Genomic DNA, 23,490 nt, shown 5'->3' on the forward strand with positions numbered 1-23,490 from the left:
TTTCCCCCTTGTATCAGCCGAAACGGCCGGAAATGTAATCTTCGGTGCGCTTGTCCACGGGCGTGGCAAAGACCTGCTCGGTGGGGCCCATCTCCACCAGTTCACCCAGCAGGAAGAAGGCCGTCTTGTCCGAGATACGGGCCGCCTGCTGCATGTTGTGGGTGACGATGATGATGGTGTAGTCCTTTTTCAGGTCCATGGCCAGCTCCTCCACCTTGGAAGTGGAGATGGGGTCCAGGGCGCTGGTGGGTTCGTCCATCAGCAGCACTTCGGGCTCCACGGCCAGGGCGCGGGCGATGCACAGACGCTGCTGCTGGCCGCCGGACATGCCCAGAGCGCTCTTGTTCAGGCGGTCCTTGACTTCATCCCAGATGGCAGCGCCCCGCAGGCTCTTTTCCACGATCTCGTCCAGCTGGGCCTTGCTGCGCACACCGTGGGTGCGGGGGCCGTAGGCGATGTTGTCGTAGATGCTCATGGGGAAGGGGTTGGGCTTCTGGAAGACCATGCCCACCCGCTTGCGCAGCACGTTCACGTCCATCTTGTCCTTGTAGATGTCCACGCCGTCCAGTTTGATGTCACCGGAGATGCGGCAGCCTTCCACCAGGTCGTTCATCCGGTTCAGGCTTTTCAGGAAGGTGGACTTGCCGCAGCCGGAAGGGCCGATGAAGGCGGTGATCTCTTTTTCGGGGATGGAAATATTGATGTTTTTCAGCGCATGGAAGTTTCCGTAGTACAAATCCATGTTGGAGACTTCAAATTTATTCATCGTCACTCAGTTTCCTTTCGCAAGTTTGCTTGCCACAAAGCTGGACAGGGCGTTGATGACCAGCACCAGCACCAGCAGCACCACGGCGGTGCCGTAGGTTTCGCCCACATGCAGGCCTTCGTTGGACAGCATATACATATGCACGGCCAGGGTACGGGTGGAGCTGAACACGCTGGTGGGGATGGCTGCCACGGTGCTGGCGGTGTAGATCAGGGCTGCGGTTTCGCCCACGATACGGCCCACGGCCAGGATGACGCCGGACAGGATGCCGGGCATGGCGGAGGGCAGCACGATGCTGAAGACGGTGCGCAGCTTGCCGGCGCCCAGGCCGAAGCTGCCTTCCCGGTAGGAATCGGGCACGGCCAGCAGGGCTTCCTCGGTGGTGCGCATGATGACCGGCAGCACCATGATGGACAGGGTGAAGGCGCCGGCGATGAGGGAGTAGCCCCATTTGAGCTGGGTGACAAAGAACAGCATGCCGAACAGGCCGTAGACGATGGAGGGAATGCCCTGCAAAGTCTCGGTGGTCAGGCGGACGAGCTTGACCAGTTTATTGCCGCGCTTGGCGTACTCCACCAGCCAGACAGCGGCGAAGATGCCCAGGGGGGTGGCGATGAGCAGGGAGAAGGCAGTCATCAGGATGGTGTTGATGAGCGCCGGGGTGAGAGAGACGTTTTCGGAGTTGTACTCCCAGGCAAAGAGGCTGGGCTTGAGGTTGGGAATGCCCATGACCAGAATATAGCCGATGAGGAAAATCAGAACGGCCACGGTGACCAGGGCGGCCAGGCGGACCAGCCACCGCATGACCAGGGCCCAGACGCGGGCGGCGGTGCGGTTTTCACAGTTTTTGGCCGGGGGTACCAGCTGGGCGCGGGACGCGCTGTATTCGCCGGGATTGGCGCCGGTCGTAATGGTGGACTCAGGCATTTTTCTCCCTCTCCTTCACAAGACTGAAGCTCACGTTGATGAGCAGAATGAATACGAACAACACAACGCCGGTGGCAATCAGGGCTTCCCGGTGCAGGTCGGCGGCATAGCCCATCTCGATGACGATGTTACTCGTCATGGTGCGCAGGCCCTGGAACAGCCCCTGGGGCATCCAGGTCTGGTTGCCGGCCACCATGACCACGGCCATGGTTTCGCCGATGGCGCGGCCGATGCCCAGGATCACCGCCGACAGCACGCCGCTCTTGGCGGCGGGCAGCACGGTGAAGAAGACGCTGCGTTCATGGGTGGCGCCCAGGGCCAGGCTTCCTTCGTAGTAGCTCTGGGGCACGGCATCCAGGCTGGTCTTGCTCACCGTGATGATGGTGGGCAGGATCATGATGCCCAGCAGCAGGCTGGCGGTGAACAGGCTCATGCCCTTGCCGTTGGTGATGTGCAGGGTCTTGCGGACGAAGTCGGTTTTCAGCACTGCCTGAATGCCCGGTACCAGCACCACCATGCCGAAGAAGCCGTACACCACCGAGGGGATGCCGGCCAGCAGCTGAACGGCGGGCAGCAGCACCTTGTTGATGCGCTTGGAGGCGAACCGGCTCATGTAGATGGCGGTGAGCAGGCCGATGGGCACGCCCACGATGATGGCCCCGGCGGTGACGTAGATGCTGCCCAGGATCATGGGCAGGATGCCGTAGATGTCGTTGCCCGGCTTCCAGGTGGTGCCCAGAAGGAACTTCAAGGGTCCGATCTTGAAGAGGGTGGGCAGGCCGTTGGCAAACAGAAAGACGCAGATGAGTCCCACCGCCAAAATCGAAATGCAGGCGCAGGCGGTGAACACCCACTTCATCACCACTTCTTTTGTGTTGGCTACTCTCGTACTCATTTTCCTATACTCCAATCCTGTTTGGGGGCGGACCCTCAAGGGCCCGTCAAAGGGTTCACGTTTCTACCAAAAGAATGGCCGCTGCTTGATGGGCGGCAACGGCCATTCGCTTTTACAAGGTTTTGGTTACTGGATGGCGTCCCAGGTGGTGGTCTCACCGGTGTAGATGCTCTTGATCTGGTCGGTGGTCAGGTCCTCGATGGGGTTGGCGGGGTTGACAACCACCGCGATGCCGTCCAGGGCCAACACGGTGGCCTTGGCGCCGGATTCCACTTCGGAATCCTTCAGTTCACGGGAAGCCATGCCGATGGTGTAGGTGCCGTCCAGAGCGCCGGAGACGCCGACGGTGGAGTCGGTGGTCAGCAGTTCCAGGCTGGCGTTGGGGTTCACGCCCTCATAGGCTTCGATGAGCTTTTCCATCAGGGGGCTGACGGAGGAAGAACCGCCCACGGTGATGCTGCCGGAAGGCTGGGTGCCTTCGAAAGCGGCGGCGCCGTCGGCGCCGATATAGCCATCCTCGGTGGCAATGGCCTGACCGTCGGCGCTCATGCAGAAGTTGATGAAGTCAACGGCCACGGGGTCGGTGGCATCGCCGTTGGTGACGATGTTGAAGGGACGGGCCAGGGTGTAGGTGCCGTCCTTGACGGTGTCGGCGGAAGCGGCCACGCCGCCCACGGTGACAGCCTTGACGGTGTCGTTCAGGCTGCCCAGGCTGATGTAGCCGATGGCGGTTTCATCGTTGGCCACGGTGGTCATGACACCGTTGGTGGAGTTCTGAGTGGCGGCGCCGGGGGTGGTGTTGTCCACCTTTTCGCCGGCATCGTTCTTCTCTTCCACGCCGGTCAGCTCGATGAAGGCGCCGCGGGTGCCGGAACCTTCCTCACGGGTGATAACGGTGATGGCCTGGGTATTGTCGAAATCGCTGGCAGCGGCTTCTTCACCGGCGGCTTCGGAGGTAGCGGAGCTGCTCTCGGAAGCGGTGCTCTCGGAAGCGGTGCTCTCGGAGGCGGTGCTCTCGGAAGTGGTGGAAGCGGTGTTGCCGCAGGCGGCCAGGCTCAGGGCCATGGCGGCGGCGCAAACCAAAGCAATCTTACGTTTCATAACTGTCTTTCTTCTCCCTTTTTGCTCAATTTTCATGTAGCAAAGTATCCGCTGCGGGTTTCTTTCCAACCGTCCCGCTGCGGCGTGCCCGTCCTTCCGGGCGCAAGGGTATTGTAGCAAAACCGGGGCCCGGGTTTCGACCATGACGCCGTACAATCGGCGTAAAATTTCGGTCAAATGGGGCGGCGAAATGAAAAGGAATTGTAAAATTCGTAAAAAAACGGGCAAGATTTTCACCAAAAATGCCCAAAAAGTGCCTTTGCAGGCCGGTTTTACACAAATTTTACAAACACTTTACCGTCTCTTGCTACCGCATCTGTACGCAGCACCGTTATAATAAGAAATGGTATAGCGCTGCTTAGGGCAGCACGGAGCCCAAAGGCTCCGCAGAAAAGAAAAATAAGAGAACGGAAGGTTTTCCCAGTATGAGCATTTTCAATGTGTTCAGTCTGATGGGCGGCATTGCCATGTTCCTGTACGGCATGGACATGATGGGCAAGGCCCTTGAACAGACCGCCGGCAACAAACTGCAGGGCATCCTGAGCAAGATGACCTCCTCCCCCATCAAAGGCCTGCTGCTGGGCCTGGTGGTCACCGCGGTGATCCAGTCCAGCGGCGCCACCACCGTCATGGCCGTGGGCTTTGTCAACTCCGGCCTGATGCAGCTGCACCAGGCCATCGGCGTCATCATGGGCGCCAACATCGGCACCACCGTCACCGGATGGCTTCTGTCCCTGTCCGGTCTGGAAGGGGACAACTTCGTCACCCAGATGCTCAACCCCAATGCCTGGAGCCCCATCCTGGGCTTCATCGGCATCTGGATGTACATGCTGGGCAAGGACCGCAAGCGCGGCGTGGGCAAGATCATGATGGGCTTTGCCATCCTGATGGCCGGCATGAACACCATGTCCACCTCCATGAGCCCCCTGGCCGGGGAGGAATGGTTCATGGACATGTTCCTGGCCTTCTCCAACCCGCTGTTCGGCGTGGTGGCCGGCGCGGTGCTCACCGCCATCCTGCAGTCCTCCTCCGCCGCGGTGGGCATCCTGCAGGCACTGTCCTCCACCGGCGCGGTAACCTACAGCGCCGCCGTGCCCATCATCATGGGCCAGAACATCGGCACCACCGTCACCGCCCTGATCTCCTCCGCCGGTGCCAACAAGAACGCCAAGCGCACCGCCTTTGTGCACCTGTATTTCAACGTCATCGGCGCCGTCATCTTCCTGTGCGGGTTCTACGGCCTGCACGCGCTGCTGCAGTTCCCCTTCTTCAATGACCAGATCAACACCTTCGGCATTGCCATCGTGCACACCGTCTTCAACGTGGTGACCACCGCCATCCTGCTGCCCTTCAACCGGGTGCTGGAACGCCTGGCCATCATGACCGTGCCGGACAGCAAGTCCGACACCCCCGAACAGCATTCCCTGCTGGACGAGCGCCTGCTGTCCACCCCCTCGGTGGCGGTGAACCGCGCCATGCTCACCGGCGGCGATATGGCCGAAATCTGCCGGGTTTCCCTTCTGCAGGCCATGTCCATCACCCACAAGTGGGACGACGCCCTGGCGGAAGAGATCCTGCACAAGGAAGACGCCGTGGACCACTACGAGGATGTGCTGGGCACCTACCTGGTCAAGCTGGGCAACAAGCATCTGTCCCGGGAGGATAACCGCACCGTCAACAAGCTTTTGCAGACCATCGGCGACTTTGAGCGTATCTCCGACCATGCGGTGAACCTGCTGGAAGCCGCCAAGGAGATCAAGGAGAAGGACATCCGGTTCAGCAAGGAAGCCCTGAGCGACCTTTCGGTGCTGGAATCCGCTTTGCAGGACATCGTGAACCGCACGGTGGACGCCTACCAGCAGAATGACCTGTACGCCGCCGGCAAGATCGAACCCCTGGAAGAGGTGGTGGACGGGCTGGTGCGGGAGGTCAAGACCCGCCACATCGCCCGCCTGCAGGCCGGCACCTGCACCATCGAGTACGGTTTTGTGCTGGATGACCTGCTCACCGACTACGAGCGCATTGCCGACCACTGCTCCAACATTGCGGTGGCCATGATCGAGGTGGCGGAGGACAAGTTCGACACCCACGAGTACCTGAACAACATCAAAAACGGCTCCAGCGTGAAGTTTGAGGAGCGGTACGAAAAGTACCGCGACCGCTACACCTTCCCGTCCGAAGCCGCATCCAACGGATAAACCAGAAGCCCGCCGGTTTCGGCGGGCTTCTTGACGCAAGGAGTGTTATGCATGATTTACATTGTGGAGGATGACGCCAGCATCCGGGAACTGGAGCAGTACGCCCTGCAGACCAATTCCTACACCGCCAAGGGCTTTGCGGACGGGGCCAGTTTCTGGGCTGCCGTGTACGAGGCAGTGCCCGACCTGGTGATTCTGGACGTGATGCTGCCCGACGAGGACGGCTACCAGATCCTGGGCAAGCTGCGGGAGAACGCCGCCACCCGAAACGTGCCGGTGATCATGGTCACCGCCAAGACCAGCGAGATCGACGTGGTGAAGGGGCTGGACAAGGGCGCCGACGACTATCTGTGCAAGCCCTTTGGCATCATGGAGTTCATCAGCCGGGTGAAGGCGGTGCTGCGCCGGGCCCAGAGCACCGCGGTCACCCCGCCGTCCTCCCTGCGGTTCGGCACCATCGCCCTGGACGACCTGACCCGCACGGTGACGGTGGAGGGCGAGCCGGTGGAACTGACCTTCAAGGAGTACGCCCTGCTGCACTTCTTCCTGGAACATCCGGAGGAGGTGCTGGCCCGGGAACGGATCATGAAGGCGGTGTGGGACACCGACGACCTGCTGGAATCCCGCACCATCGACATGCATGTGCGGACCCTGCGCCAGAAACTGGGCGATGCGGGCGAAGCCATCCGCACGGTGCGCAAGGTCGGCTACAAGCTCAGCGCCCGGGGCACGGAGAACAGCGATGAAACCTGAGGAATCCCGCACGGCCCCCCGCAGCATGTCCCACCTGCTGCGCCTGGCCCTGATCCTGGTGGGGCTGGTGGCGGTGGTGCTCACCTCGGTGGGGGCGGCCTTTTTGTTCCACCGGGCTTTTGCCGCCCAGGTGGACCGGGACCTGGCCCGCACTGCCCGGGCCCTGGCCGCCGGGTATGAGGCGGACCCCGGGTACAGCGTGCTGGAAGAGGCGGTATCCGGCAGCACCCTGCGCCTGACCCTGGTGGACACCGACGGCACCGTGCTGTATGACACGGTGGAGCCCGCCGACCGGATGGAGAACCACGCCAGCCGACCGGAGATCGCCGCTGCCCGGCAGTCCGGGGAGGGGTCCAGCGTGCGCCAGAGTACCACCCTGGGACGGGAGGTGCACTACTACGCCCTGCTGCTGCAAAGCGGCCAGGTGCTGCGCCTGGCCGAGGAGACCAGCACCATGTGGAGCCTGTACAACCAGGTTCTGCCCCTGCTGGGGGCGGGCTGCGTGCTGGTGGTGCTGGTGTCGGCCCTGCTGGCCGCCGCCATGACCCGCTGTCTGGTGCGGCCCATCACCCGCATGGCCGACCATCTGGACACCATCGAGGCCAATGTGCCCTATGAGGAGCTCATTCCCCTGGCCCACACCATCCAGTCCGACCGCCGCCTGCGGGAGAACAACGAGACCATGCGCCGGGAGTTCACCGCCAACGTGAGCCACGAGCTCAAGACCCCCCTGACCAGCATTTCCGGCTATGCGGAGCTAATCGAGACCGGCATGGCCAAGCCGGAGGATGTGCCGGTGTTCGGCCAGCGCATTCACAAGGAGGCCGGGCGGATGATCCGGCTGGTGTCGGACATTCTGCAGCTCAGCGAGCTGGACGGCATGCACAGCGAGGGCTCTACCCTGTCCGAGCCGCTGCCGGTGGACCTGGCTTCGCTGCTGAAAGAGGTCAACGGCAACATGACCATGAACGCCCGCAAGGCTTACGTGACCCTGCAGTGTGACCCCGGCCCCGCCACCGTGCTGGGCAGCCGGGATCTGCTCACCGAGCTTGTCACCAACCTGTGCGACAACGCCATCCGCTACAACCGCCCCGGCGGCCATGTGACCCTGCGCAGCGGCACCGACGGCACCGGCGCCCCCTATGTGAGCGTGGAGGACAACGGCATCGGCATCCCCCAGGACGCCCAGAGCCGGGTGTTCGAGCGATTCTACCGGGTGGACAAGAGCCGGTCCAAGGCCACCGGCGGCACCGGTCTGGGCCTGGCCATCGTCAAGCACATCGCCGTGCTCCACGGCGCCCGCATCGACCTGCGGTCCACCGTGGGCACCGGCACCACCATCCGGGTGACCTTCCCCGCCCCCAAAAACAAGTAACCCACACAAACAAGCCGCCCGCCGGCAAGCCTGTACAGGCACCGGCGGGCGGCTCTTTCTGTTGTGTTTTCCCGGGGAATCAGAGCACGGCCACGCACTCGATCTCCACCAGGGCGCCCTTGGGCAGGGCCCCCACCTGGAAGGCCGCCCGGGCCGGGAAGGGTTCGGTGAAGGCCTCGGCGTAGACTTCATTCATGGCGGCGAAGTCCCCGATGTCCTGCAGCATGACGGTGGTCTTGACCACATGGGACAGGTCGGTGCCCGCCTCCTTCAGGATGTTGCCCAGGTTTTTCAGGCACTGGCGGGTCTGGGTGCGGATGTCCTCCCCGGCAAAGGCACCGGTGGCAGGGTCGATGGGAATCTGGCCGGAGACGTAGACGGTATCCCCCGCCTTGATGGCCTGGGAATAGGGGCCGATGGCGGCGGGAGCGTTGGGGGTGTGGATGGCGATGCGTTCCATAACAGTTCCTTCTTTCCTGGTTTTTCTTCAGTATACCAGGCTGGAGCATTCCTTGGCAAGGGGGTCAGCCCAGGGCGGTGTCCAGCACCATCATGACCAGGAACCCCGCCATGACCCCCAGGGTGCCGCTGTGGGAATGCTGGCCCAGGTTCGCTTCGGGGATGAGTTCCTCCACCACCACATACAGCATGGCGCCGGCGGCAAAGGCCAGCAGCCAGGGCATGAGGGGCTGGATGCTCCCCGCCGACGCCGCCACCAGGATGCCGAAGACGGGTTCCACCACCCCGGAGACCGCCCCGCTGCGGAAAGCCCGCCACCGGCCGAATCCGGCCTGGCGCAGGGGCAGGGAGATTGCGGCGCCTTCGGGGAAGTTCTGGATGCCCATGCCCAGGGCCAGGGCCCAGGCGGCGGACAAGACCCCCGGATCCCCGTGCTGGGCGGCCAGGGCGAAGGCCAGGCCCACGGCCATGCCTTCGGGGATGTTGTGCAGGGTCACCGCCAGCACCAGCAGGGTGGTGCGCCGCCAGCCGGAGGGCATGCCTTCCGGCTCGTCGGCGTTCAGGTGCAGGTGGGGCAGCAGCCGGTCCAGGGCCAGCATGAAGGCGATGCCCAGCACAAAGCCCCCGGCGGCGGGCTGCCAGCCGGGCACGCCGGCGGCCTCGGCCTCCTCCATGGCGGGCAGCAGCAGGCTGAACACCGACGCCGCCACCATGACCCCCGCCGCAAAGCCCAGAAACACCCGCTGCAGCCCGGCCTGTACCGACCCGCGGAAGAAAAACACCGTTGCCGCCCCCAGGGCGGTCATCAAAAAGGTGAAGCCGGTTCCCCCGGCCGCCCACAGAATTCCCTGCATCTTGCTCTTCGCCTCCCTGCCCCGCGGGGCCTTTTTTGCCGCATACCGCTCTTTTTATCGGTTAGTTTTGGCTAATTCGTTGGCAAAAGCATACCACGCCCCTGGGTTTTTGTCAACCCGGGGGCGTAGCGGTTGGGGTTTGCTTACTGTTCGGTGCTGGCATCCGGCCGGGCAAAGGCGGTGACCTCGGTCACCAGGGTGGTGGTGCCCACGGGGATGTCATACTTCACCGCAGGAATGGCGGTGTTGGTCACATACAGGCTGGTGTTGGGCCAGGCGTCCACGATCTCGGCGGCGCCGGCTTCGCCCCGCACTTCGCAGCGCTGGCGGTCGTTGGCCACCAGGGCGGTGCGGTCCTCGGCCCGGGCGGCAAAGCCGGGGGCGAACTTGGCCACCGCAAAGCCGCAGTCCCAGGCGGTGCAGGCCCGGTCGCTGACCACGGTGTGGCGGCGGATGTGGCCCTGTTCGGTGGGTTCCACCTCGGTGGTGACGGTGATGCCCTCAAAGGGGGACCAGGTGGAGACCATCTTGCCGTCCTGCACAGCAAAGCTCTGGCTGTGGCGGCGCACAAAGATCTGCCCGCCGATGAGGAAGGCCAGCATGCTGTCCGGGGCGGCCTGGGCCAGTTCCGCATAGCTGCGGCTGGCCGAGAAGCCGAACCGGGTGCTGTAGACAAACTTGCCGTATTTTTCGGCAAACTGGCCGTGCTCGTTCTGCTCCACCTCCGCGGGGGCGTAGGCATTGACCTGGCCGTCGGGGGTGCGCTGCATCAGCAGGTGGGCGGCGGGCAGTTCGGTCACGCCGGGCTGCACCGGCAGGGGCGCGGCCTCGGCGGTCCAGAAGGGATGGTTGTCGGGCAGGCCCAGCACGATGAAGGTCTTCAGGCCCCAGTAGGGGCTGCCGGGGGCGTTGTAGCGCTCGCTCATGAAGAACTGGGGATAGCAGTACCCCACCGTGAGCACCCCGCTGCGGTCAAAGATGGGCTTGGACATCCACCACTGCAGGTTGCGCACAATGATGCCCTTCATCACCGGCAGGGGCAGGGGTTCCAGCCCGGCCCAGATGCAGGCGGAGTAGAAGGCGCACTGGCCGAACCGGTAGGTCAGGCTGCGGCCGTAGGGCAAAGCGGCGCCGTCGGCGTCGAACCAGGTCATGAACTGGCTGCCGAACTCCATGGCCCGCTGCCGGAACCGGGCGGCCCGCTCGGGGTCCTCCTTGGCGGCAAACACGCTGTACAGCACCCCGTAATACTGCAGGGCCCAGGGGATGTAGTAGTCCCGCTGGGGCTTCACCTCCGGGCTGCCGTCGCTGTACCAGCCGTCGCCGATGTACCAGCTTTCGGCGTTCTGCAGGTCCTGTTCCAGCAGGGCCGGGTCCCAGGGCATGTCCACCGAGCGCAGGGCCAGGTTGACCAGCACTCGGAAGAACAGCCAGTTGCAGTTGGGCAGTTCGTGGTGGTTGATGGTGCCCAGCCAGGCGGCCAGGTGGGTGCGGGCTTCGGGGCTCAGGGGTTTCCAGGCCTTTTCGGGCACTTCCAGAATGGCGCAGGCGATGGCCGCCATCTCCACAAAGCACTGGTCGTAGTCCTTGGTGTCGCCCCAGTATTCGGGATGGGCAGGGTCGGTGCCGTGGTCCAGGCCCGCCTGGTAGATGCGCTCAAATTCCGGTGCGCTGCCGCCCCCCAGCCAGAAGGGAGCCAGAGCCCACAGCGGGCGGGAGAAGGCTTCCAGCTCGATGGCGTTCCGGTCATAGCTGGCGCCGGTCTCGCCCAGGTGCAGCCGTGCGCCCCCCGCCGAGTAGCAGGGCAGCAGCGGGTCCAGGATGCGGTGCATCAGGTCGGTAAAATCCTGTTTGGTGTTCAGTTTCATGGTGGTTTCTTCCTTCCCGGCTCATTCAGCCCTTGTAGCCAAAGTTGGGAATGGCGTTCCAGCGGCGGCGCAGCAGGTGCGCGGCCAGCTTGGGACGGCGGTCCCGGGTGAGCACCCCTTTGCGGTTGCCGCCCACCCGCATGGGACCCTGGATGGTGGCAAAGTCCGCAAAGTTCCACAGCAGTTCGCCCACAAAGAAGGGGCGCTTGTCGATTTCAGCGTTGATGCGCTCGAAATACTCGGCCTGGTATTCCTCGCTGAACATGCCGGCCCGGGTGTCGTGCAGCCCTTCCACCGTGTCGGCGCCGTACTCGGTGAACATGACCGGCTTGCCCTGCTGGGCCCAGAAGTCCAGTTCCTCGTTCCAGGCGGCGCAGGCGGCGTCCAGGTCACCGGACAGGTTGTACCAGCCGTAGTACCGGTTCAGGCAGACCACGTCCATGGTGCGGGTGGTGATGTCCTTGGTGTAGTCGTTCTGGCAGCACACCAGGGTGACCGGGCGGTTCTGGGGGTCCAGTTCATAGGCCAGGTCGTACAGCGGCTTCCAGTAGTCGTAGGCGGACTGGGGGAAGTGTTCCAGGTCGGGCTCGTTGCCCAGGCTCCACATAATGACGCAGGGATGGTTCTTGTCCCGGTCGATCATGTCCCGCAGCACATCCCGGTGATGTTCGGCGATGGGGAAGGTCTTGTAGGGGTCCTGGGCCGCCCCGGCGCCGATGCCCACGGCGGGGGTCTCGTCGATGACCAGGATGCCTTCCCGGTCGCACAGGGCGTAGAATTCCTCGCTGTAGGGATAATGGCTGGTGCGCACCGCGTTGGCACCCAGCCAGTGCAGCAGGTTCACGTCCTTCACGTTCAGGCACTCGTCCAGGCCGCGGCCATGGAAGGCGGAGTCCTCATGCTTGCCAAAGCCCTTGAAGTAGACCGGCTTGTCGTTGAGCAGCACCTGCACCCCGTCCACCCGGATTTCCCGGAAGCCGAAGGTCTGGTCGTACCGGTCGGCGCCGAAGCTGACCTGCACCGTGTACAGGTTGGGGGTGCCGGGCCAGGGTTCCCACAGCTGCGGGTTCTCCACCGTCAGGGTGCCCTTGGCTCCTTTGGCCGTGGTCACGGGGGTGCCGTCGGGGGCCAGCACGGTCAGGCTGGGTTCCCCCTCCCCCACCGTGTCGATGGTGTATTCCACCTTGCCGTCGTTGTGGGGCACCAGGGTGATGTCCCGGATGTAGGCGGCGGGGGTGGTGTACAGCCACACCGGGCGATGGATGCCCGCAAAGTTGAAGAAGTCGAAGTTGGGGCGGTTCTGGGGCGCGGCGCTGGCCTTGGCGTGCTCCACCGAGGGGATGCCCGCGTTGTCCGACCCGAAGAAAGCGATCTGCCCCGGCTCGTTGCCGATGGGCAGGGTGGAATGGTCCACCCGGTTGTCGCAGGCCACGGTGAGCAGGGCGGGGGTGCCGGGGGTGAGCAGGGCGGTGACATCCGCCTCAAAGGGCAGAAAACCGCCTTTGTGCTCGGCGATGAGGGTGCCGTTGAGCCAGACTTTGGCCTTGTGGGTCACGGCGCCGAAGCGCAGCACCGCCCGCTGGCCGGCGCACAGGGCGGGCAGGGTGATCTGCCGCTGGTAGAAGGCCCAGCCGTAGTGGTCCCGCAGTTCCTTGTCCTCCCCCTGGTCGTTGTAGCTGGCGGGCACCGCCATGGGCCGGGGATTGGGCAGGGGGGCGGCGGGATTGATATCCCCGGCGTTCAGGTCATGGCTGAGGCAGAAATTCCACAGCCCGTTCTGGGCCACGCACAGCCGCGCGGCGTTCTGTTGCGGATACAACATAGGTTACTCTTCCTTTCCGGCAAGGCGTTGCTTACCAGTACAGCTGCCAGTCCTTGGTCAGGCGGGTCAGCGCTTCCATGTAGAAATAGTCGCCCCAGCTGGTGCATTCATCCACGCCTTCGGGGGTGCAGGTGTTGTAGGGGCTCTTCTTGCTGTAGGTGCCGTGGAGGATCTGCCCCGCGCCGGGCTTGTGGTCGTGCACAGCGTAGTTCTTGACCAGGCTGCCCATCATCTGGCGGGCCAGCTTGTCGCAGGCGGCGGCTTCATCGGCGGGCAGGTACTTGGCCGCTTCCAGCAGGCCGCAGGCCACGATGGCCGCGCTGGAGGAATCCCGGGGTTCCTCGGTGCCGGTGGTGAAGATCATATCCCAGTAGGGCACCAGGTCGTCGGGCAGACGGGTGAGGTAGAAGTTCAGCGCCTTGCGGAAGGTGTCCAGGTATTCGGGGTTCTTGGTGTAGCGGTAGCTCAGCACGCTGCCGTACACGCCCCAGGCCTGGCCCCGGGCCCAGAAGCTGTCATCCTTGTAGCCCTGGCAGGTGGCGCCGTGGCTGGGGGTGCCATCCGGGTTCATGAAGAAGGTGTGGTAGGTGGAACCGTCCGGCCGGAAGGAGTTGGCCAGGCAGGTGGTGATATGCCGGTGGGCGATGTCGGCGTACTTGTTGTCGCCGGTGGTCTCGGTGGCCCAGTACAGCAGGGGCAGGTTCAGCAGGCAGTCGATGATGTAGCGGTAGTTTTCCGGCGCGCCCATCTCGCCCCAGGCCTGGATGAACTGGCCCTTTTCCTGGAAGCGGGAGATCAGCTGGTCCGCGGCCTTGATGGCGGCGTCCCGGGCTTTCTCGCTGCCCACCAGCTTGTAGGCCGCCACACAGGAGGGGCTGTACAGAAAGCCCATGTCGTGGTGGTCCACCTCGATCTTGTGGTCGATGCGGTAGGCAAAGCTGTCCACCAGGGTCAGGGCGGACTGTTTGAAGGATTCCTCCCCGGTGCGCTCGTAGGCCAGCCAGACTTCCCCGGGCCAGAAGCCGCAGGTCCACTGGTTGTTGTCGCAGGCGGGATAGAGGTTGTTCACGCTGGAGTGATTCTGGCACCGGTCGGTGTACAGGGGCAGGTTGATGCGCACCTGGTCACAGGCTTCGTCCAGGGCGGCCGCGGCGGCGGTGTTGTCCAAAACCGGGAGGTCAAAGGTCTTCATATACAAATCTCCTTATGGTTGGTTTTTGGGGAAACCCACGCAAAAGGGGCGCCGGGCAAAGTCGCTCGGCGCCCCGCGGGGTTCATTTGCCTTAATTCGATTTTAGCCCTTCAGGCCGGCAGATGCAACGCCCTGCACGAAGTATTTCTGCAGAGCCAGGAAGACGATCAGAACGGGGATCAGCGCGATGACCGAAGCGGCCATGATCAGGCCGTACTCAGCGGAGTACTGGCTGATGAACATACGCAGGCCGATCTGGATGGTCTTCAGTTCGGTCTTGGTCAGGTAGATCAAGGGTCCGAGGAAGTCGTTCCAGGTGGAAACGAAGGTGAAGATGGTCAGAGTGGACAGAGCCGGCTTGGACAGCGGCAGCATGATCCGCCACCAGATACCGTATTCGGACAGACCGTCGATACGGGCGGCCTCGCACAGTTCGGTGGGAACACCTTCATAGAACTGCTTCATCAGGAAGACGCCAAAGGCACTGAATGCCTGCAGGCAGATGATGGCCAGATGGGTGTTGTTCAGACCCCAGGAGCGCATCATCATGAACTGGGGCACCATGTAGGCCTGCCAGGGCACCGCGATGGTGGCGATGTAGCCCAGGAACAGGACCTTCTTGCCCTTGAAGTTCAGCTTTGCGAAGGCATAGGCCGCGAAGCTGGAGGTGAACAGCTGCAGCAGGGTGACGATGATGGTCAGCTTGGCCGTGTTGGCGATGAAGGTGAGCAGGGGGATCTTGGTCCAGATGTCCACGTAGTTGCGGGGACGGGGGTTGGAGGGGATCCACTCAATGGGGAAGGCGAAGACGTCCTTGTTCATCTTGAAGGACGCGGAGAGCATCCAAACGAAGGGGATCAGCATCAAGAAGGCGATGACGATCAGCAGCACGTACACCGCAACCATGGTGATCTGGTGCTGACGTTTGGCAGAGCGGGATTTGACCGCGAGAGTTTGTGCCATGATTCAACTGCCTCCTTTTTTAGTCGTTGGCGGACGAGCCGCGGAACTGGACGATGGTGACGATGAGAACCAGCACGAACAGGACCATGGAGATGGCACTGGCGTAGCCGTAACGCGGGGTGTTGACGAAGGCGACGTTGTAGATATCGTACACCAGAGTCATGGTGGCATTGCCGGGGCCGCCCTGGGTGATCATGTACATCTGGTCATACACCTTGAAGGAGGAGATGGTCAGCATGATGATGACGAAGAAGGTGGTGGGGCGCAGCTGAGGCAGAACCACATGCCAGAAGATCTGCCACTTGTTGGCGCCGTCCAGCTCGGCGGCTTCGTTCAGTTCCAGGTTGGTGCCCTGCAGGCCGGCCAGGTAGATGACCATGTAGTAGCCCATGTTCTTCCAGACGCTGAACAGGATGACGGTGATCATGGCCGTTTCCTTGCCGGCGGCCCAGCGGGGCAGGTTTTCCACGCCCAGAGAGGCCAGCAGCTGGTTCACGGGGCCCATGGAGGGGCTGAAGATCATGTTCCACACAGCGGCCACGGCCACCAGAGAGGCAACGTAAGGGAAGAAGGAGACGGTGCGGAAGAAGTTGCGGCACTTGACCTTCTGGTTGAGCAGAACGGCCAGGCCCAGGCTGCACACCAGGGTCAGGGGCACAGTACCCACGGTGTAGACGATGGTGTTGACAAAGGATGCCTTGAAGGTTTCATCGTCCATCAGGTCGATGAAGTTTTTCAGGCCGACGAATTCCACAGCGTGCACGCCGTCCCAGTCACAGAAAGCCAGGGCAATGGCGAAGATCATCGGTACCAGGGTAAAGACGCAGAAACCAATGAAGTTGGGTGCGATGAAGCTGTAGGCGATCAGGCTGTCGCGCATGTTTTTGCCCATGCCCTTTTTCTGGGCAGCGGGGGCCGCTTGGGCGGTTCCGGGCATAACAGATCCCTCCTAATCTCAGGATTTTCGGGGTGACACCGCACAAGAAAGGGGCGGGCGCTTATCGCCCGCCCTCGTACGGTTGCGGTTTATTGGTTTGCGGTCAAACTCAGCCGTTCAGGATTTCCTGCACGCGGGAGTTCATGTTGGCGATGCCTTCGTCCACGCTCTCGGAGTAGGTCATGATGGCGTCATGCTCCTCGTTCAGGACGGTCTCGATCTCGGAAGCCTTGTCGGACAGAGGCATTTCGAGGTAGACGGCGGTGGTGGTCAGAGCCTCCTTGGAAGCTTCGTCAGAGGGGAAGCCTTCGGTGGCGGCGATGATGTCGTTGATCTCGCTGTTGGAGACGGCCGGGAAGGTGCCGGTGGCGGCGATGGCGGCAGCGCCCTCGTCGGAGACACACCAGTTGATGAAGTCAGCAGCGGCTTCCTGGTTCTCGGAGTAGGGGTTGATGCCCAGGCTGGTCACAGTGCCCAGAGTGGTGCCGGCCTCGACTCCGTCCGGATGAGGATACTTGACGATGCCGAAGTTGACGGGGGTGACACCGTTGGCTTCCGCTTCGCTGTTGTAGGTCTGCAGGGTGGCGATGAACCAGCTGCCCATGTTGCACATGGCGGCCTGGCCGTTTTCGAAGGCAGCGGAGTAATGCAGGCCGCTAGTCTTCAGTTCGCCGTAGTCAGGCACGACACCGTCGGTCTGCTCGGCCAGGACGGTCTCGTAATACGGCTTCAGGAAGTCGTAGCTGCCGTCGATGATGGTGTTCTGGCCATCCAGGATGCCGAACAGGGTGACGTCGGAACGCCAGGTGTGGTAGATGTTGCCGTAAGCGCCGGTCTTTTCGGCCACTTCACGGATCAGGGTGTCGAATTCGCTGAAGGTCATGTCGTTGGACGGATACTCGATACCGGCCTGATCGAACATGTCCTTGTTGTAGAACAGAACCCAGAAGTCGGAACGGAACGGAACAGCGTAGAAGTTGCCGTCGGAGGCGGTCAGCTGCTCGATAACGCCGCCGAAGTCAGCGGTGTCGCGCTCCAGGATGTCGTTCATGGGAACGAGCATTTCCAGGTTGATCAGGTTGGAGTAGCCGGGGATGTCCTTGATGGTCAGGACGTCCAGCTCACCGTTGCCGCCGGCCAGCTGGGTGGCCAGCTGGGTCATGTAGTCGGTGGAGCCCAGGTCGGTCATCTCGATGGTGACGTTGGGGTTGGCGGCCATGTAGCCGTCGGCCATTGCCTGCCAGTAAGCGGTGGATTCCAGGTCCCAAACAGCCCAGTTCAGGGTAACCTGTTCACCCTCAGCGCTTTCGGTGGTGGTGGAAGTGGCGTCGGTGGCGGTGCTATCGCTGGTAGCGGTAGATTCGCTGCTGGCGCCGCAAGCGGCCAGAGACAGCGCCATGGCGCCGGCCATGGTCAAAGCCAAGAGCTTCTTCATAGTGTTTTCTCCTCCTTATGTAGTGGCGGGGTGGGGTCCCTCGCCTTTCAGTGTCTATATTATAGCGGATATTTTTTGAAAAACAGATGGAATTTTTGCGGCAACTCCTGCAAAAAAGCCAGAGTCTTTCATCTTTTGGACACAAAAAAGATGCATTTTCTTAAAAAACATGTATTTTTTCATTCTCTTGAACAATTCCTTTGCTTTGCCGTGCATGATTTTGTATAATAAAACTACGAATGCGGTTGTCTGCCCTTTCGGCCGCTGCCGTTCTTCGCCATACCTTATTAATAAGGAGTTTCGCATGCACAAATTGCGCCATTCCATCCAGGCGCGGGTCATTCTGCTGGTCATGGCCTTTACCGCCCTCATCGCCCTGGCCGTCTGCGGCGCCAGCGTGGCTGCCCTGTACAAGAGCACCGTGCGTTCCACCGCTCAGAGCGCCGAATATAACCTGCAGATCGCCGCCGGACGTCTGCGCCAGGATGTGGAGGAGATCGACAGCCTGGCCGACTGGGCCACCGTAAACAGCACGGTGCGCAATTATCTGTTTTCCAGCTACCAGCGCACCCAGATCCTGGATATCTACAACACCATCCTGAGCAAATATTCCTCCCAGCACACCGCCCGCTACATCCGCCGGTTCATCATCACCAACTGCGAAACCGGCCTGATGCAGCAGGGCACCGCCGTGTCCCAGTCCATGGCCTTGTCGGTGGAAAATCTGAACGAACTGCCCGGCTTTGAGGACGCCCAGGACAGCGATTCCTGGACCATCCTGGCCGAAGACCCCCTGATCACCGTGGGGTCCGCCTCGGTCATTCCGGTGATCCGCAACACCAAAAACTTTACCACCAACCAGACGGCCCGGGTCTACATTGCGGTGTCCTCGGCTCTGATCACCGACGCCGTACAGGATTACACCCTGCCCGAAGATGCCGCCCTGTACTTCATCATGGACGGCCGGCCCTACCGCATCGACGGGGGCGCCATGATCTCCGCCGACGTGGAGCTGACGGATTTTCCCGACGCAGCGCTGGAAAAGCAGTATGACCTGCTGGACAACCGCACCGTGGCGTTCCAGGTGAACGGGGAGAACGCCCTGGCTTACCCCCTGGGCAGCAGCGGGCTGTATGTGGCCCAGACCCTGCCCAAAGCCATGGTCACCAGCCAGCTGCCCGCCATGATGCTGCCCCTGACCGCCGCCTTCTGCATGATCCTACTGCTGGGGCTTTTGCTGGGGCTGCTGCTGCGGCAGATGATCTCGGTGCCGGTACAGGCCCTGCAGGACCAGCTCCGGCGCATCGGCCAGGGGGATTTCACCCCCAACCCCGCCATCGAGTGGGACAACGAGATGGGCGACATCGGCCGGGGCATCAACGGGCTTTCCCGGTCGGTCACCGGCCTGATGGAACACCGGCTGGAGGACGAACGCCAGAAAAAAGACCTGGAATACCGCATGCTGCAAAACCAGATCAACCCCCATTTCATCTACAACACCCTGAACAGCATCAAGTGGATGGCCACCATCCAGCACGCCCCCGGCATTGCCGAGATGACCATGGCCTTGTCCCGCCTGTTGAAGAGCGTTTCCAAGGGCAACGAACGACTGGTGCCCCTGCAGGAAGAATTTGCGCTGCTCAACGACTATTTCACCATCCAGCAGTACCGCTACGGCGGCACCATCACCATGGATGTGACCTACATCGAGGACGAACGCCTGTGCCGGGACTGCATGATTCCCCGTTTCACCCTGCAGCCCCTGGTGGAAAATGCCATCTTCCACGGCATTGAGCCCAAGGGCTGTGCGGGCAACATTGAAATTCTGGTGCTGCGGGACGCCACCGGCGACGTGCTCATCGACCTGAAGGACGACGGGGTGGGCATGAGCCCCGAGCAGGCCGCCAAGGCCCTGTCCGAACCCGGGCCGGAGGAGGCCTCCGCCAAATTCCGCCATGTGGGCATGTGGAACGTCCACCGCCGCCTGCAGTACAGTTTCGGAGAGGGATACGGCCTGTCCATCCGCTCCGAGCCGGGCAAGGGCACGGTGGTGACCGTGCGCCTGCCCCCCACCGAATCCCAAAAAGGAGGCAACTCATGACCCGCGTTTTACTGGTGGATGACGAACCCCTGGTGCTCATCGGCATGCAGAGCATGATTGACTGGGCCGCCAAAGGATTCGAGCTGGCCGGCACCGCCCGCAACGGCGGCGAAGCCCTGGAAAAGATCGAGGAGCTGCACCCGGACATCGTCATTTCCGACATCCGTATGCCGGTGATGGACGGGCTGACCCTGGCCGCCCGCTGCCGGGAAAAGGATGCGGCCCTGCCCGCCTTCATCATGCTCACCAGCTACGAGGAATTCGACTACGTGCGCCGGAGCATCGGCATGGGGGCGGTGGATTACCTGGTCAAGCTGGACCTGACCCCGGAAAACCTGTGCGCCGCCCTGGACCGCGCCCGGGACGCCGTGCAGAAGGAGAAGGCCCTGCGGGCCCCCGCCACCCCGTCCGCCGCCGGCCTGGAAGTGTACCGGGACCGGTTTTTCATCCAGCTGTACAGCGGGGCGTTCCACACCGACGCCGAGATTGCCAAGGCTGCCCGGGAGCTGGGCCTGGACCTGAACGCCCCCTGGTATGCGGTGGCCATTGCGGACATCCGCAACCGGGAACTGGACCCGGAACAGCAGGCCACCCTGAGCGCCGGCGTCACCCGCATGGCCGCCGACGTGCTGCCCAAATACCAGCCCTGCTATGTGTCCACCATGGACCTGCGGCATTTTTCGGTGCTGATTCCCCTGCAGGACCCCGACAAGCTGGAAGAGGAATTCGGCGAGGTGCTTAAAAAAGTCACCAACATTCTGTACAAGTATTTCAGTGTGGGCCTGTGGTGGGCCATCGGGCGCCCGGTGCAGACCCTGCATGAGGTCTGTGCCAGCCGGCGCACCGCCTTTTCGGCCCTGCCCCTGCTCAACGAAAAGCAGACCGTGCTGTTCTGCCGCACCGAGGCCAAGAGCAGCCTGGACCACCGGGCCCGCATTGTGGCCGAAGTGCAGGAGTACATCCGCCACCATCTGGACAGCAAGCTTTCGCTGAATGATGTGGCCGCCGTCTTCAATTTCAGTCCCGGGTACCTGAGCCAGCTGTTCACCCAGAACGGGGAGACCAGCTTTACCGAGTTTGTCACCGAGACCCGCATTGCCGCCGCCAAGGACCTGATGGCCTCCACCGATCTGAAGATCTACGAGATCAGCGAGCGGCTGGGTTTTGAAAGTGCCTTCTATTTTTCCAAAGTATTCAAGAAACTGGAAGGGGTCAGCCCCCGCGCTTATCTGCAAAAGCTGCGGGGCACCCCGCCGGAGAAGGGAGATTCCGCCGATGTTGACTGAACTGCTGGACCAGAATCCCGATTTTGCCCCGGGACGGTGGGTGCCCTGTCCGCCCACCACCGACCGGGATGCCTGGGACACCCTGCCCGGCTTTGACCGGCTGCTGGCGGCGGGCAACGCCGCCGCCCGCGAGGGCCGCCGGATTCCCGCCCTGCCCCTGTCCCTGTGGCTGCGGTTTATCCGCAAGGGCGAGCGGGTGAAATACGAGGCCGCCTACTTTGCCCGCCGCCGCACCCTGGCCCGGCTGGCCCTGGCCGAAGCGCTGAGCGATGCGGGACAGTTTCTGCCCCAGATCGCCGATTATGTGTGGGCCATCTGCGAGGAGAGCGCCTGGCAGCTGCCCGCCCACAACAGCTACATCCGGGACACCCCCCAGCTGCCCCTGCCCGACACGTCCCGCCCGGTGGTGGACCTGTTTGCCGCCGAGACCGGTGCCCTGCTGGCCATGGTGCACTATCTGCTGGGCCCCGCCCTGGACGACTACGCCCCCGGCCTTGCCGCCCGCATAGCCCGGGAGGTGGAAGCCCGGGTGCTGCGCCCCTGGCGCGCCGAGCATTTCTGGTGGATGGGCAACGGCGACGAACCCATGTGCAACTGGACCCCCTGGTGCACCCAGAACTGCCTGATTGCCCAGGCGCTGCTGCATCCCCACAGCGCCGCTGCCAACCGGGCAGCGGTGCGCCGGGCAGCTTACAGCCTGGACTGCTTCCTCAAGGACTACGGCGAGGACGGCGCCTGCAGCGAGGGCGCCCAGTATTACTCCCACGCGGCCCTGTGTCTGTACAACGCCCTGGACATCCTGTGCGCCATGGCCCCCGGCGTCTTTGACGCCGCCTGGTCCGACCCCAAACTGCGGGCCATGGGCGAGTACATTGCCAACGTCCATGTGGCCGGGCCCTACTACCTGAACTTTGCGGACTGCAGCCCCCTGGCCGGAGCCCGGGGCGCCCGGGAATTCCTCTTCGGCCGCCGGGTGGACAGCCGTCCCCTGATGGCCCTGGCCGCCGCCGACTTTGTGCGCTGGCCGGACGGGGAACCCACCACCGATTCCGCCGCGGGCATCAACCTGTTCTACCTGGTGCAGGCCGCCTTTGCGGAGGCGGACATCCGCACCTTTGCCCGGGCCGCGGCCCACGAGGGCGCCCCCCAGCCCGGGGACGCCTGGTACCCCAGCGTGGGGCTGCGCATCTGCCGCCGTGGGGCCTTTGTGGCGGGGATGAAAGCGGGCAACAACGCCGACAGCCACAACCACAACGACACCGGCAGTGTGACCCTGTACAAGGACGGTCGTCCCTACCTCATTGACCTGGGGGTGGAGAGCTACACCCAAAAGACCTTCAGCCCCCAGCGGTACGAGATCTGGACCATGCAGTCCAGCTGGCACAACCTGCCGGAGTTTGACCCCGACGGTGCCGCCTGCCAGCAGCTGCCCGGGGCGGAATACGCCGCCCGGGAGGTGCACGCCCCCGAGGGCGGGCTGTGCATGGACCTGGCCCCCGCCTACGGCCCGGTACCGGGGCTGGGATACTACCGCCGCAGCCTGGCCCTGACCGGGGAGGGGCTGCACCTGACCGACGAGACCGACTATGCCGGCACGGTGGCCATGACCCTGATGAGCGTGGAGGAACCCGCCTTGCAGGAAGGCAATCTCTGCTTCGGTACCTTGGGGTACACTCCCCTGCCCGCCGATGTTCGGGCCGTGATCGAAAAGGTGCCGGTGACCGACCCCCGTCTGCGGGGGGCCTGGCCGGACGCCGTCTACCGCACCCGCCTCTACTTCACCGGACGCCTGGAACTGTTCCTGCAGTGACCGGACGCCGGAGTTCTGTATTTTCCGCCATACATAAACAAGGAGTTGATTGTGATGTCCAACCAAATCGAGACCATCAAATTCAAGGTTCTGAACGCCGCCGGCCATACCCTGATGACCTGTGACGCCGCCCCCCGGGTGAGCCTGGTATACACCGCCGCCTACTGCCCCGGCGACCGCATTGCCCTGGAGATCAACACCCCCGGCCGGTACTGCTGGGTGCAGTTTGAGGACAGCATGCCCGAAGCCCTGGTCTACATCCAGAAGCGGGAGATCAATTTCCACATTCCCTTTGCGGAGCAGGCCATCACCTACAGCCCCAAGAGCTTTACCGGGGACCGCCATGTGATCCGGGCCCGGCTGGCCGAACCCTGGGAGATTGCCACCCGCCGCAACCTGGCCTTCAACCCCTACGACGAGCACGGGGACACCGGCTTCTTCCCCCATGCCAGCGCCAACGTGGAGACCCGGGGCGAGGCGGTCTTTGCCGCCCGCAACGCCATTGACGGCATCTTTGAGAACAGCTCCCACGGGGAATATCCCTACCAGAGCTGGGGCATCAACCGGGACCCCAACGCCGAGCTGCACCTGGATTTCGGCCGTCCGGTGGTGCTGGATGAGCTGCGCCTGACCCTGCGGGGGGATTATCCCCACGACAACTACTGGACCTGTGCCACGGTGGAATTCTCCGACGGAGAGCGAATGACCCTCTCCCTGACCAACGACCGGGCCCCCCAGCGGTTCCCCC

The 23,490-nt window shown here is 63.0% G+C and carries 20 protein-coding genes; 8 read left to right on the plus strand and 12 right to left on the minus strand.

Annotated features, from left to right (window positions below):
- Positions 1–13: 13 nt before the first annotated feature.
- The 4 genes from pstB to H6B15_RS12310 all read right to left on the minus strand — a co-directional run bounded on the left by pstB (position 14) and on the right by H6B15_RS12310 (position 3,689).
- Entirely contained in the window at positions 14–766 is a 753-nt protein-coding gene (pstB, locus tag H6B15_RS12295; protein ID WP_204648297.1) for a phosphate ABC transporter ATP-binding protein PstB, read from the minus strand.
- Between the two features lie 6 nt (positions 767–772).
- Entirely contained in the window at positions 773–1,570 is a 798-nt protein-coding gene (pstA, locus tag H6B15_RS12300; protein WP_243424411.1) for a phosphate ABC transporter permease PstA, read from the minus strand.
- A 115-nt stretch (positions 1,571–1,685) separates the two neighbouring features.
- Positions 1,686–2,588 (minus strand): phosphate ABC transporter permease subunit PstC, encoded by a 903-nt coding sequence (gene pstC / locus H6B15_RS12305; RefSeq protein ID WP_204648299.1) that lies wholly within the window; start codon positions 2,586–2,588, stop codon positions 1,686–1,688.
- Between the two features lie 126 nt (positions 2,589–2,714).
- The gene (locus H6B15_RS12310) at positions 2,715–3,689 is read right to left on the minus strand and encodes a substrate-binding domain-containing protein (protein ID WP_204648300.1); all 975 of its coding nucleotides are present in this window, start codon (positions 3,687–3,689) and stop codon (positions 2,715–2,717) included.
- Positions 3,690–3,831: 142 nt separating this feature from the next.
- On the opposite strand from H6B15_RS12310, the gene H6B15_RS12315 reads away from it, so the two are divergent.
- The 4 genes from H6B15_RS12315 to H6B15_RS12330 all read left to right on the plus strand — a co-directional run bounded on the left by H6B15_RS12315 (position 3,832) and on the right by H6B15_RS12330 (position 8,015).
- Positions 3,832–4,026, plus strand: a complete 195-nt coding sequence (locus tag H6B15_RS12315; protein WP_204648301.1) for a hypothetical protein — start codon at positions 3,832–3,834, stop codon at positions 4,024–4,026.
- An 88-nt stretch (positions 4,027–4,114) separates the two neighbouring features.
- The gene (locus H6B15_RS12320; RefSeq protein ID WP_204648302.1) at positions 4,115–5,887 is read left to right on the plus strand and encodes a Na/Pi cotransporter family protein; all 1,773 of its coding nucleotides are present in this window, start codon (positions 4,115–4,117) and stop codon (positions 5,885–5,887) included.
- 51 nt (positions 5,888–5,938) lie between these two features.
- A complete protein-coding gene (locus H6B15_RS12325; RefSeq protein ID WP_204648303.1) occupies positions 5,939–6,640 on the plus strand; it encodes a response regulator transcription factor in 702 nt (233 codons plus the stop codon).
- Entirely contained in the window at positions 6,630–8,015 is a 1,386-nt protein-coding gene (locus H6B15_RS12330) for a sensor histidine kinase (RefSeq protein ID WP_243424408.1), read from the plus strand. The genes H6B15_RS12325 and H6B15_RS12330 overlap by 11 nt, the downstream gene beginning before the upstream one ends.
- A gap of 79 nt (positions 8,016–8,094) precedes the next feature.
- Here the strand turns inward: H6B15_RS12330 and H6B15_RS12335 are convergent, their stop codons facing one another.
- From H6B15_RS12335 to H6B15_RS12370, 8 genes are all read right to left on the minus strand, one after another.
- Positions 8,095–8,475, minus strand: coding sequence for a RidA family protein (locus H6B15_RS12335; protein ID WP_204648304.1), 381 nt, complete (start codon positions 8,473–8,475; stop codon positions 8,095–8,097).
- Between the two features lie 64 nt (positions 8,476–8,539).
- Positions 8,540–9,328 carry a ZIP family metal transporter gene (locus H6B15_RS12340; RefSeq protein WP_204648305.1) on the minus strand — a complete coding sequence of 263 codons (789 nt, stop codon included), beginning with the start codon at positions 9,326–9,328 and terminating at the stop codon, positions 8,540–8,542.
- Between the two features lie 143 nt (positions 9,329–9,471).
- Positions 9,472–11,196: a DUF2264 domain-containing protein gene (locus tag H6B15_RS12345; protein ID WP_204648306.1), complete on the minus strand. Its 1,725-nt coding sequence runs from the start codon at positions 11,194–11,196 to the stop codon at positions 9,472–9,474.
- A gap of 25 nt (positions 11,197–11,221) precedes the next feature.
- Positions 11,222–13,018 carry a beta-glucuronidase gene (uidA, locus tag H6B15_RS12350; RefSeq protein WP_204648307.1) on the minus strand — a complete coding sequence of 599 codons (1,797 nt, stop codon included), beginning with the start codon at positions 13,016–13,018 and terminating at the stop codon, positions 11,222–11,224.
- Between the two features lie 31 nt (positions 13,019–13,049).
- On the minus strand, positions 13,050–14,210 hold the full coding sequence (locus H6B15_RS12355) for a glycoside hydrolase family 88 protein (RefSeq protein ID WP_204648308.1): 1,161 nt from the start codon (positions 14,208–14,210) through the stop codon (positions 13,050–13,052).
- Between the two features lie 102 nt (positions 14,211–14,312).
- Positions 14,313–15,173: a carbohydrate ABC transporter permease gene (locus H6B15_RS12360; protein WP_204648309.1), complete on the minus strand. Its 861-nt coding sequence runs from the start codon at positions 15,171–15,173 to the stop codon at positions 14,313–14,315.
- A 19-nt stretch (positions 15,174–15,192) separates the two neighbouring features.
- A complete protein-coding gene (locus H6B15_RS12365; protein WP_204648310.1) occupies positions 15,193–16,110 on the minus strand; it encodes a carbohydrate ABC transporter permease in 918 nt (305 codons plus the stop codon).
- Between the two features lie 109 nt (positions 16,111–16,219).
- Positions 16,220–17,545, minus strand: a complete 1,326-nt coding sequence (locus H6B15_RS12370; RefSeq protein ID WP_204648311.1) for an ABC transporter substrate-binding protein — start codon at positions 17,543–17,545, stop codon at positions 16,220–16,222.
- Positions 17,546–17,849: 304 nt separating this feature from the next.
- Here H6B15_RS12370 and H6B15_RS12375 point away from each other — a divergent pair, with 304 nt between their 5' ends.
- The 4 genes from H6B15_RS12375 to H6B15_RS12390 form a co-directional block, all read left to right on the plus strand.
- Positions 17,850–19,646, plus strand: a complete 1,797-nt coding sequence (locus H6B15_RS12375) for a sensor histidine kinase (protein WP_204648312.1) — start codon at positions 17,850–17,852, stop codon at positions 19,644–19,646.
- Positions 19,643–20,932, plus strand: coding sequence for a response regulator (locus tag H6B15_RS12380; RefSeq protein ID WP_204648313.1), 1,290 nt, complete (start codon positions 19,643–19,645; stop codon positions 20,930–20,932). Before H6B15_RS12375 ends, H6B15_RS12380 begins: the two co-directional genes overlap by 4 nt.
- Positions 20,922–22,742 carry a heparinase II/III domain-containing protein gene (locus tag H6B15_RS12385; protein WP_204648314.1) on the plus strand — a complete coding sequence of 607 codons (1,821 nt, stop codon included), beginning with the start codon at positions 20,922–20,924 and terminating at the stop codon, positions 22,740–22,742. Before H6B15_RS12380 ends, H6B15_RS12385 begins: the two co-directional genes overlap by 11 nt.
- 54 nt (positions 22,743–22,796) lie before the next feature.
- Positions 22,797–23,490 (plus strand): carbohydrate-binding protein (locus H6B15_RS12390; protein ID WP_207751535.1); only part of this gene is annotated, 694 nt, incomplete at its 3' end.

It is taken from the genome of Gemmiger formicilis (assembly GCF_016900095.1).
Taxonomy (GTDB): Bacteria; Bacillota; Clostridia; order Oscillospirales; family Ruminococcaceae; genus Gemmiger; species Gemmiger formicilis_A.

What these genes read in the sequence shown, in the direction of transcription:
- H6B15_RS12335 (WP_204648304.1), bottom strand. Translation starts at nt 8,475, where the DNA reads ATGGAACGCATCGCCATCCACACCCCCAACGCTCCCGCCGCCATCGGC.
- H6B15_RS12385 (WP_204648314.1), top strand. Translation starts at nt 20,922, where the DNA reads ATGTTGACTGAACTGCTGGACCAGAATCCCGATTTTGCCCCGGGACGG.
- H6B15_RS12375 (WP_204648312.1), top strand. Translation starts at nt 17,850, where the DNA reads ATGCACAAATTGCGCCATTCCATCCAGGCGCGGGTCATTCTGCTGGTC.
- H6B15_RS12315 (WP_204648301.1), top strand. Translation starts at nt 3,832, where the DNA reads ATGACGCCGTACAATCGGCGTAAAATTTCGGTCAAATGGGGCGGCGAA.
- pstB (WP_204648297.1), bottom strand. Translation starts at nt 766, where the DNA reads ATGAATAAATTTGAAGTCTCCAACATGGATTTGTACTACGGAAACTTC.
- H6B15_RS12380 (WP_204648313.1), top strand. Translation starts at nt 19,643, where the DNA reads ATGACCCGCGTTTTACTGGTGGATGACGAACCCCTGGTGCTCATCGGC.
- H6B15_RS12325 (WP_204648303.1), top strand. Translation starts at nt 5,939, where the DNA reads ATGATTTACATTGTGGAGGATGACGCCAGCATCCGGGAACTGGAGCAG.
- H6B15_RS12320 (WP_204648302.1), top strand. Translation starts at nt 4,115, where the DNA reads ATGAGCATTTTCAATGTGTTCAGTCTGATGGGCGGCATTGCCATGTTC.
- H6B15_RS12345 (WP_204648306.1), bottom strand. Translation starts at nt 11,196, where the DNA reads ATGAAACTGAACACCAAACAGGATTTTACCGACCTGATGCACCGCATC.
- uidA (WP_204648307.1), bottom strand. Translation starts at nt 13,018, where the DNA reads ATGTTGTATCCGCAACAGAACGCCGCGCGGCTGTGCGTGGCCCAGAAC.
- pstA (WP_243424411.1), bottom strand. Translation starts at nt 1,570, where the DNA reads ATGCGGTGGCTGGTCCGCCTGGCCGCCCTGGTCACCGTGGCCGTTCTG.
- H6B15_RS12365 (WP_204648310.1), bottom strand. Translation starts at nt 16,110, where the DNA reads ATGCCCGGAACCGCCCAAGCGGCCCCCGCTGCCCAGAAAAAGGGCATG.
- H6B15_RS12355 (WP_204648308.1), bottom strand. Translation starts at nt 14,210, where the DNA reads ATGAAGACCTTTGACCTCCCGGTTTTGGACAACACCGCCGCCGCGGCC.
- H6B15_RS12330 (WP_243424408.1), top strand. Translation starts at nt 6,630, where the DNA reads ATGAAACCTGAGGAATCCCGCACGGCCCCCCGCAGCATGTCCCACCTG.
- H6B15_RS12310 (WP_204648300.1), bottom strand. Translation starts at nt 3,689, where the DNA reads ATGAAACGTAAGATTGCTTTGGTTTGCGCCGCCGCCATGGCCCTGAGC.
- pstC (WP_204648299.1), bottom strand. Translation starts at nt 2,588, where the DNA reads ATGAGTACGAGAGTAGCCAACACAAAAGAAGTGGTGATGAAGTGGGTG.
- H6B15_RS12370 (WP_204648311.1), bottom strand. Translation starts at nt 17,545, where the DNA reads ATGAAGAAGCTCTTGGCTTTGACCATGGCCGGCGCCATGGCGCTGTCT.
- H6B15_RS12340 (WP_204648305.1), bottom strand. Translation starts at nt 9,328, where the DNA reads ATGCAGGGAATTCTGTGGGCGGCCGGGGGAACCGGCTTCACCTTTTTG.
- H6B15_RS12360 (WP_204648309.1), bottom strand. Translation starts at nt 15,173, where the DNA reads ATGGCACAAACTCTCGCGGTCAAATCCCGCTCTGCCAAACGTCAGCAC.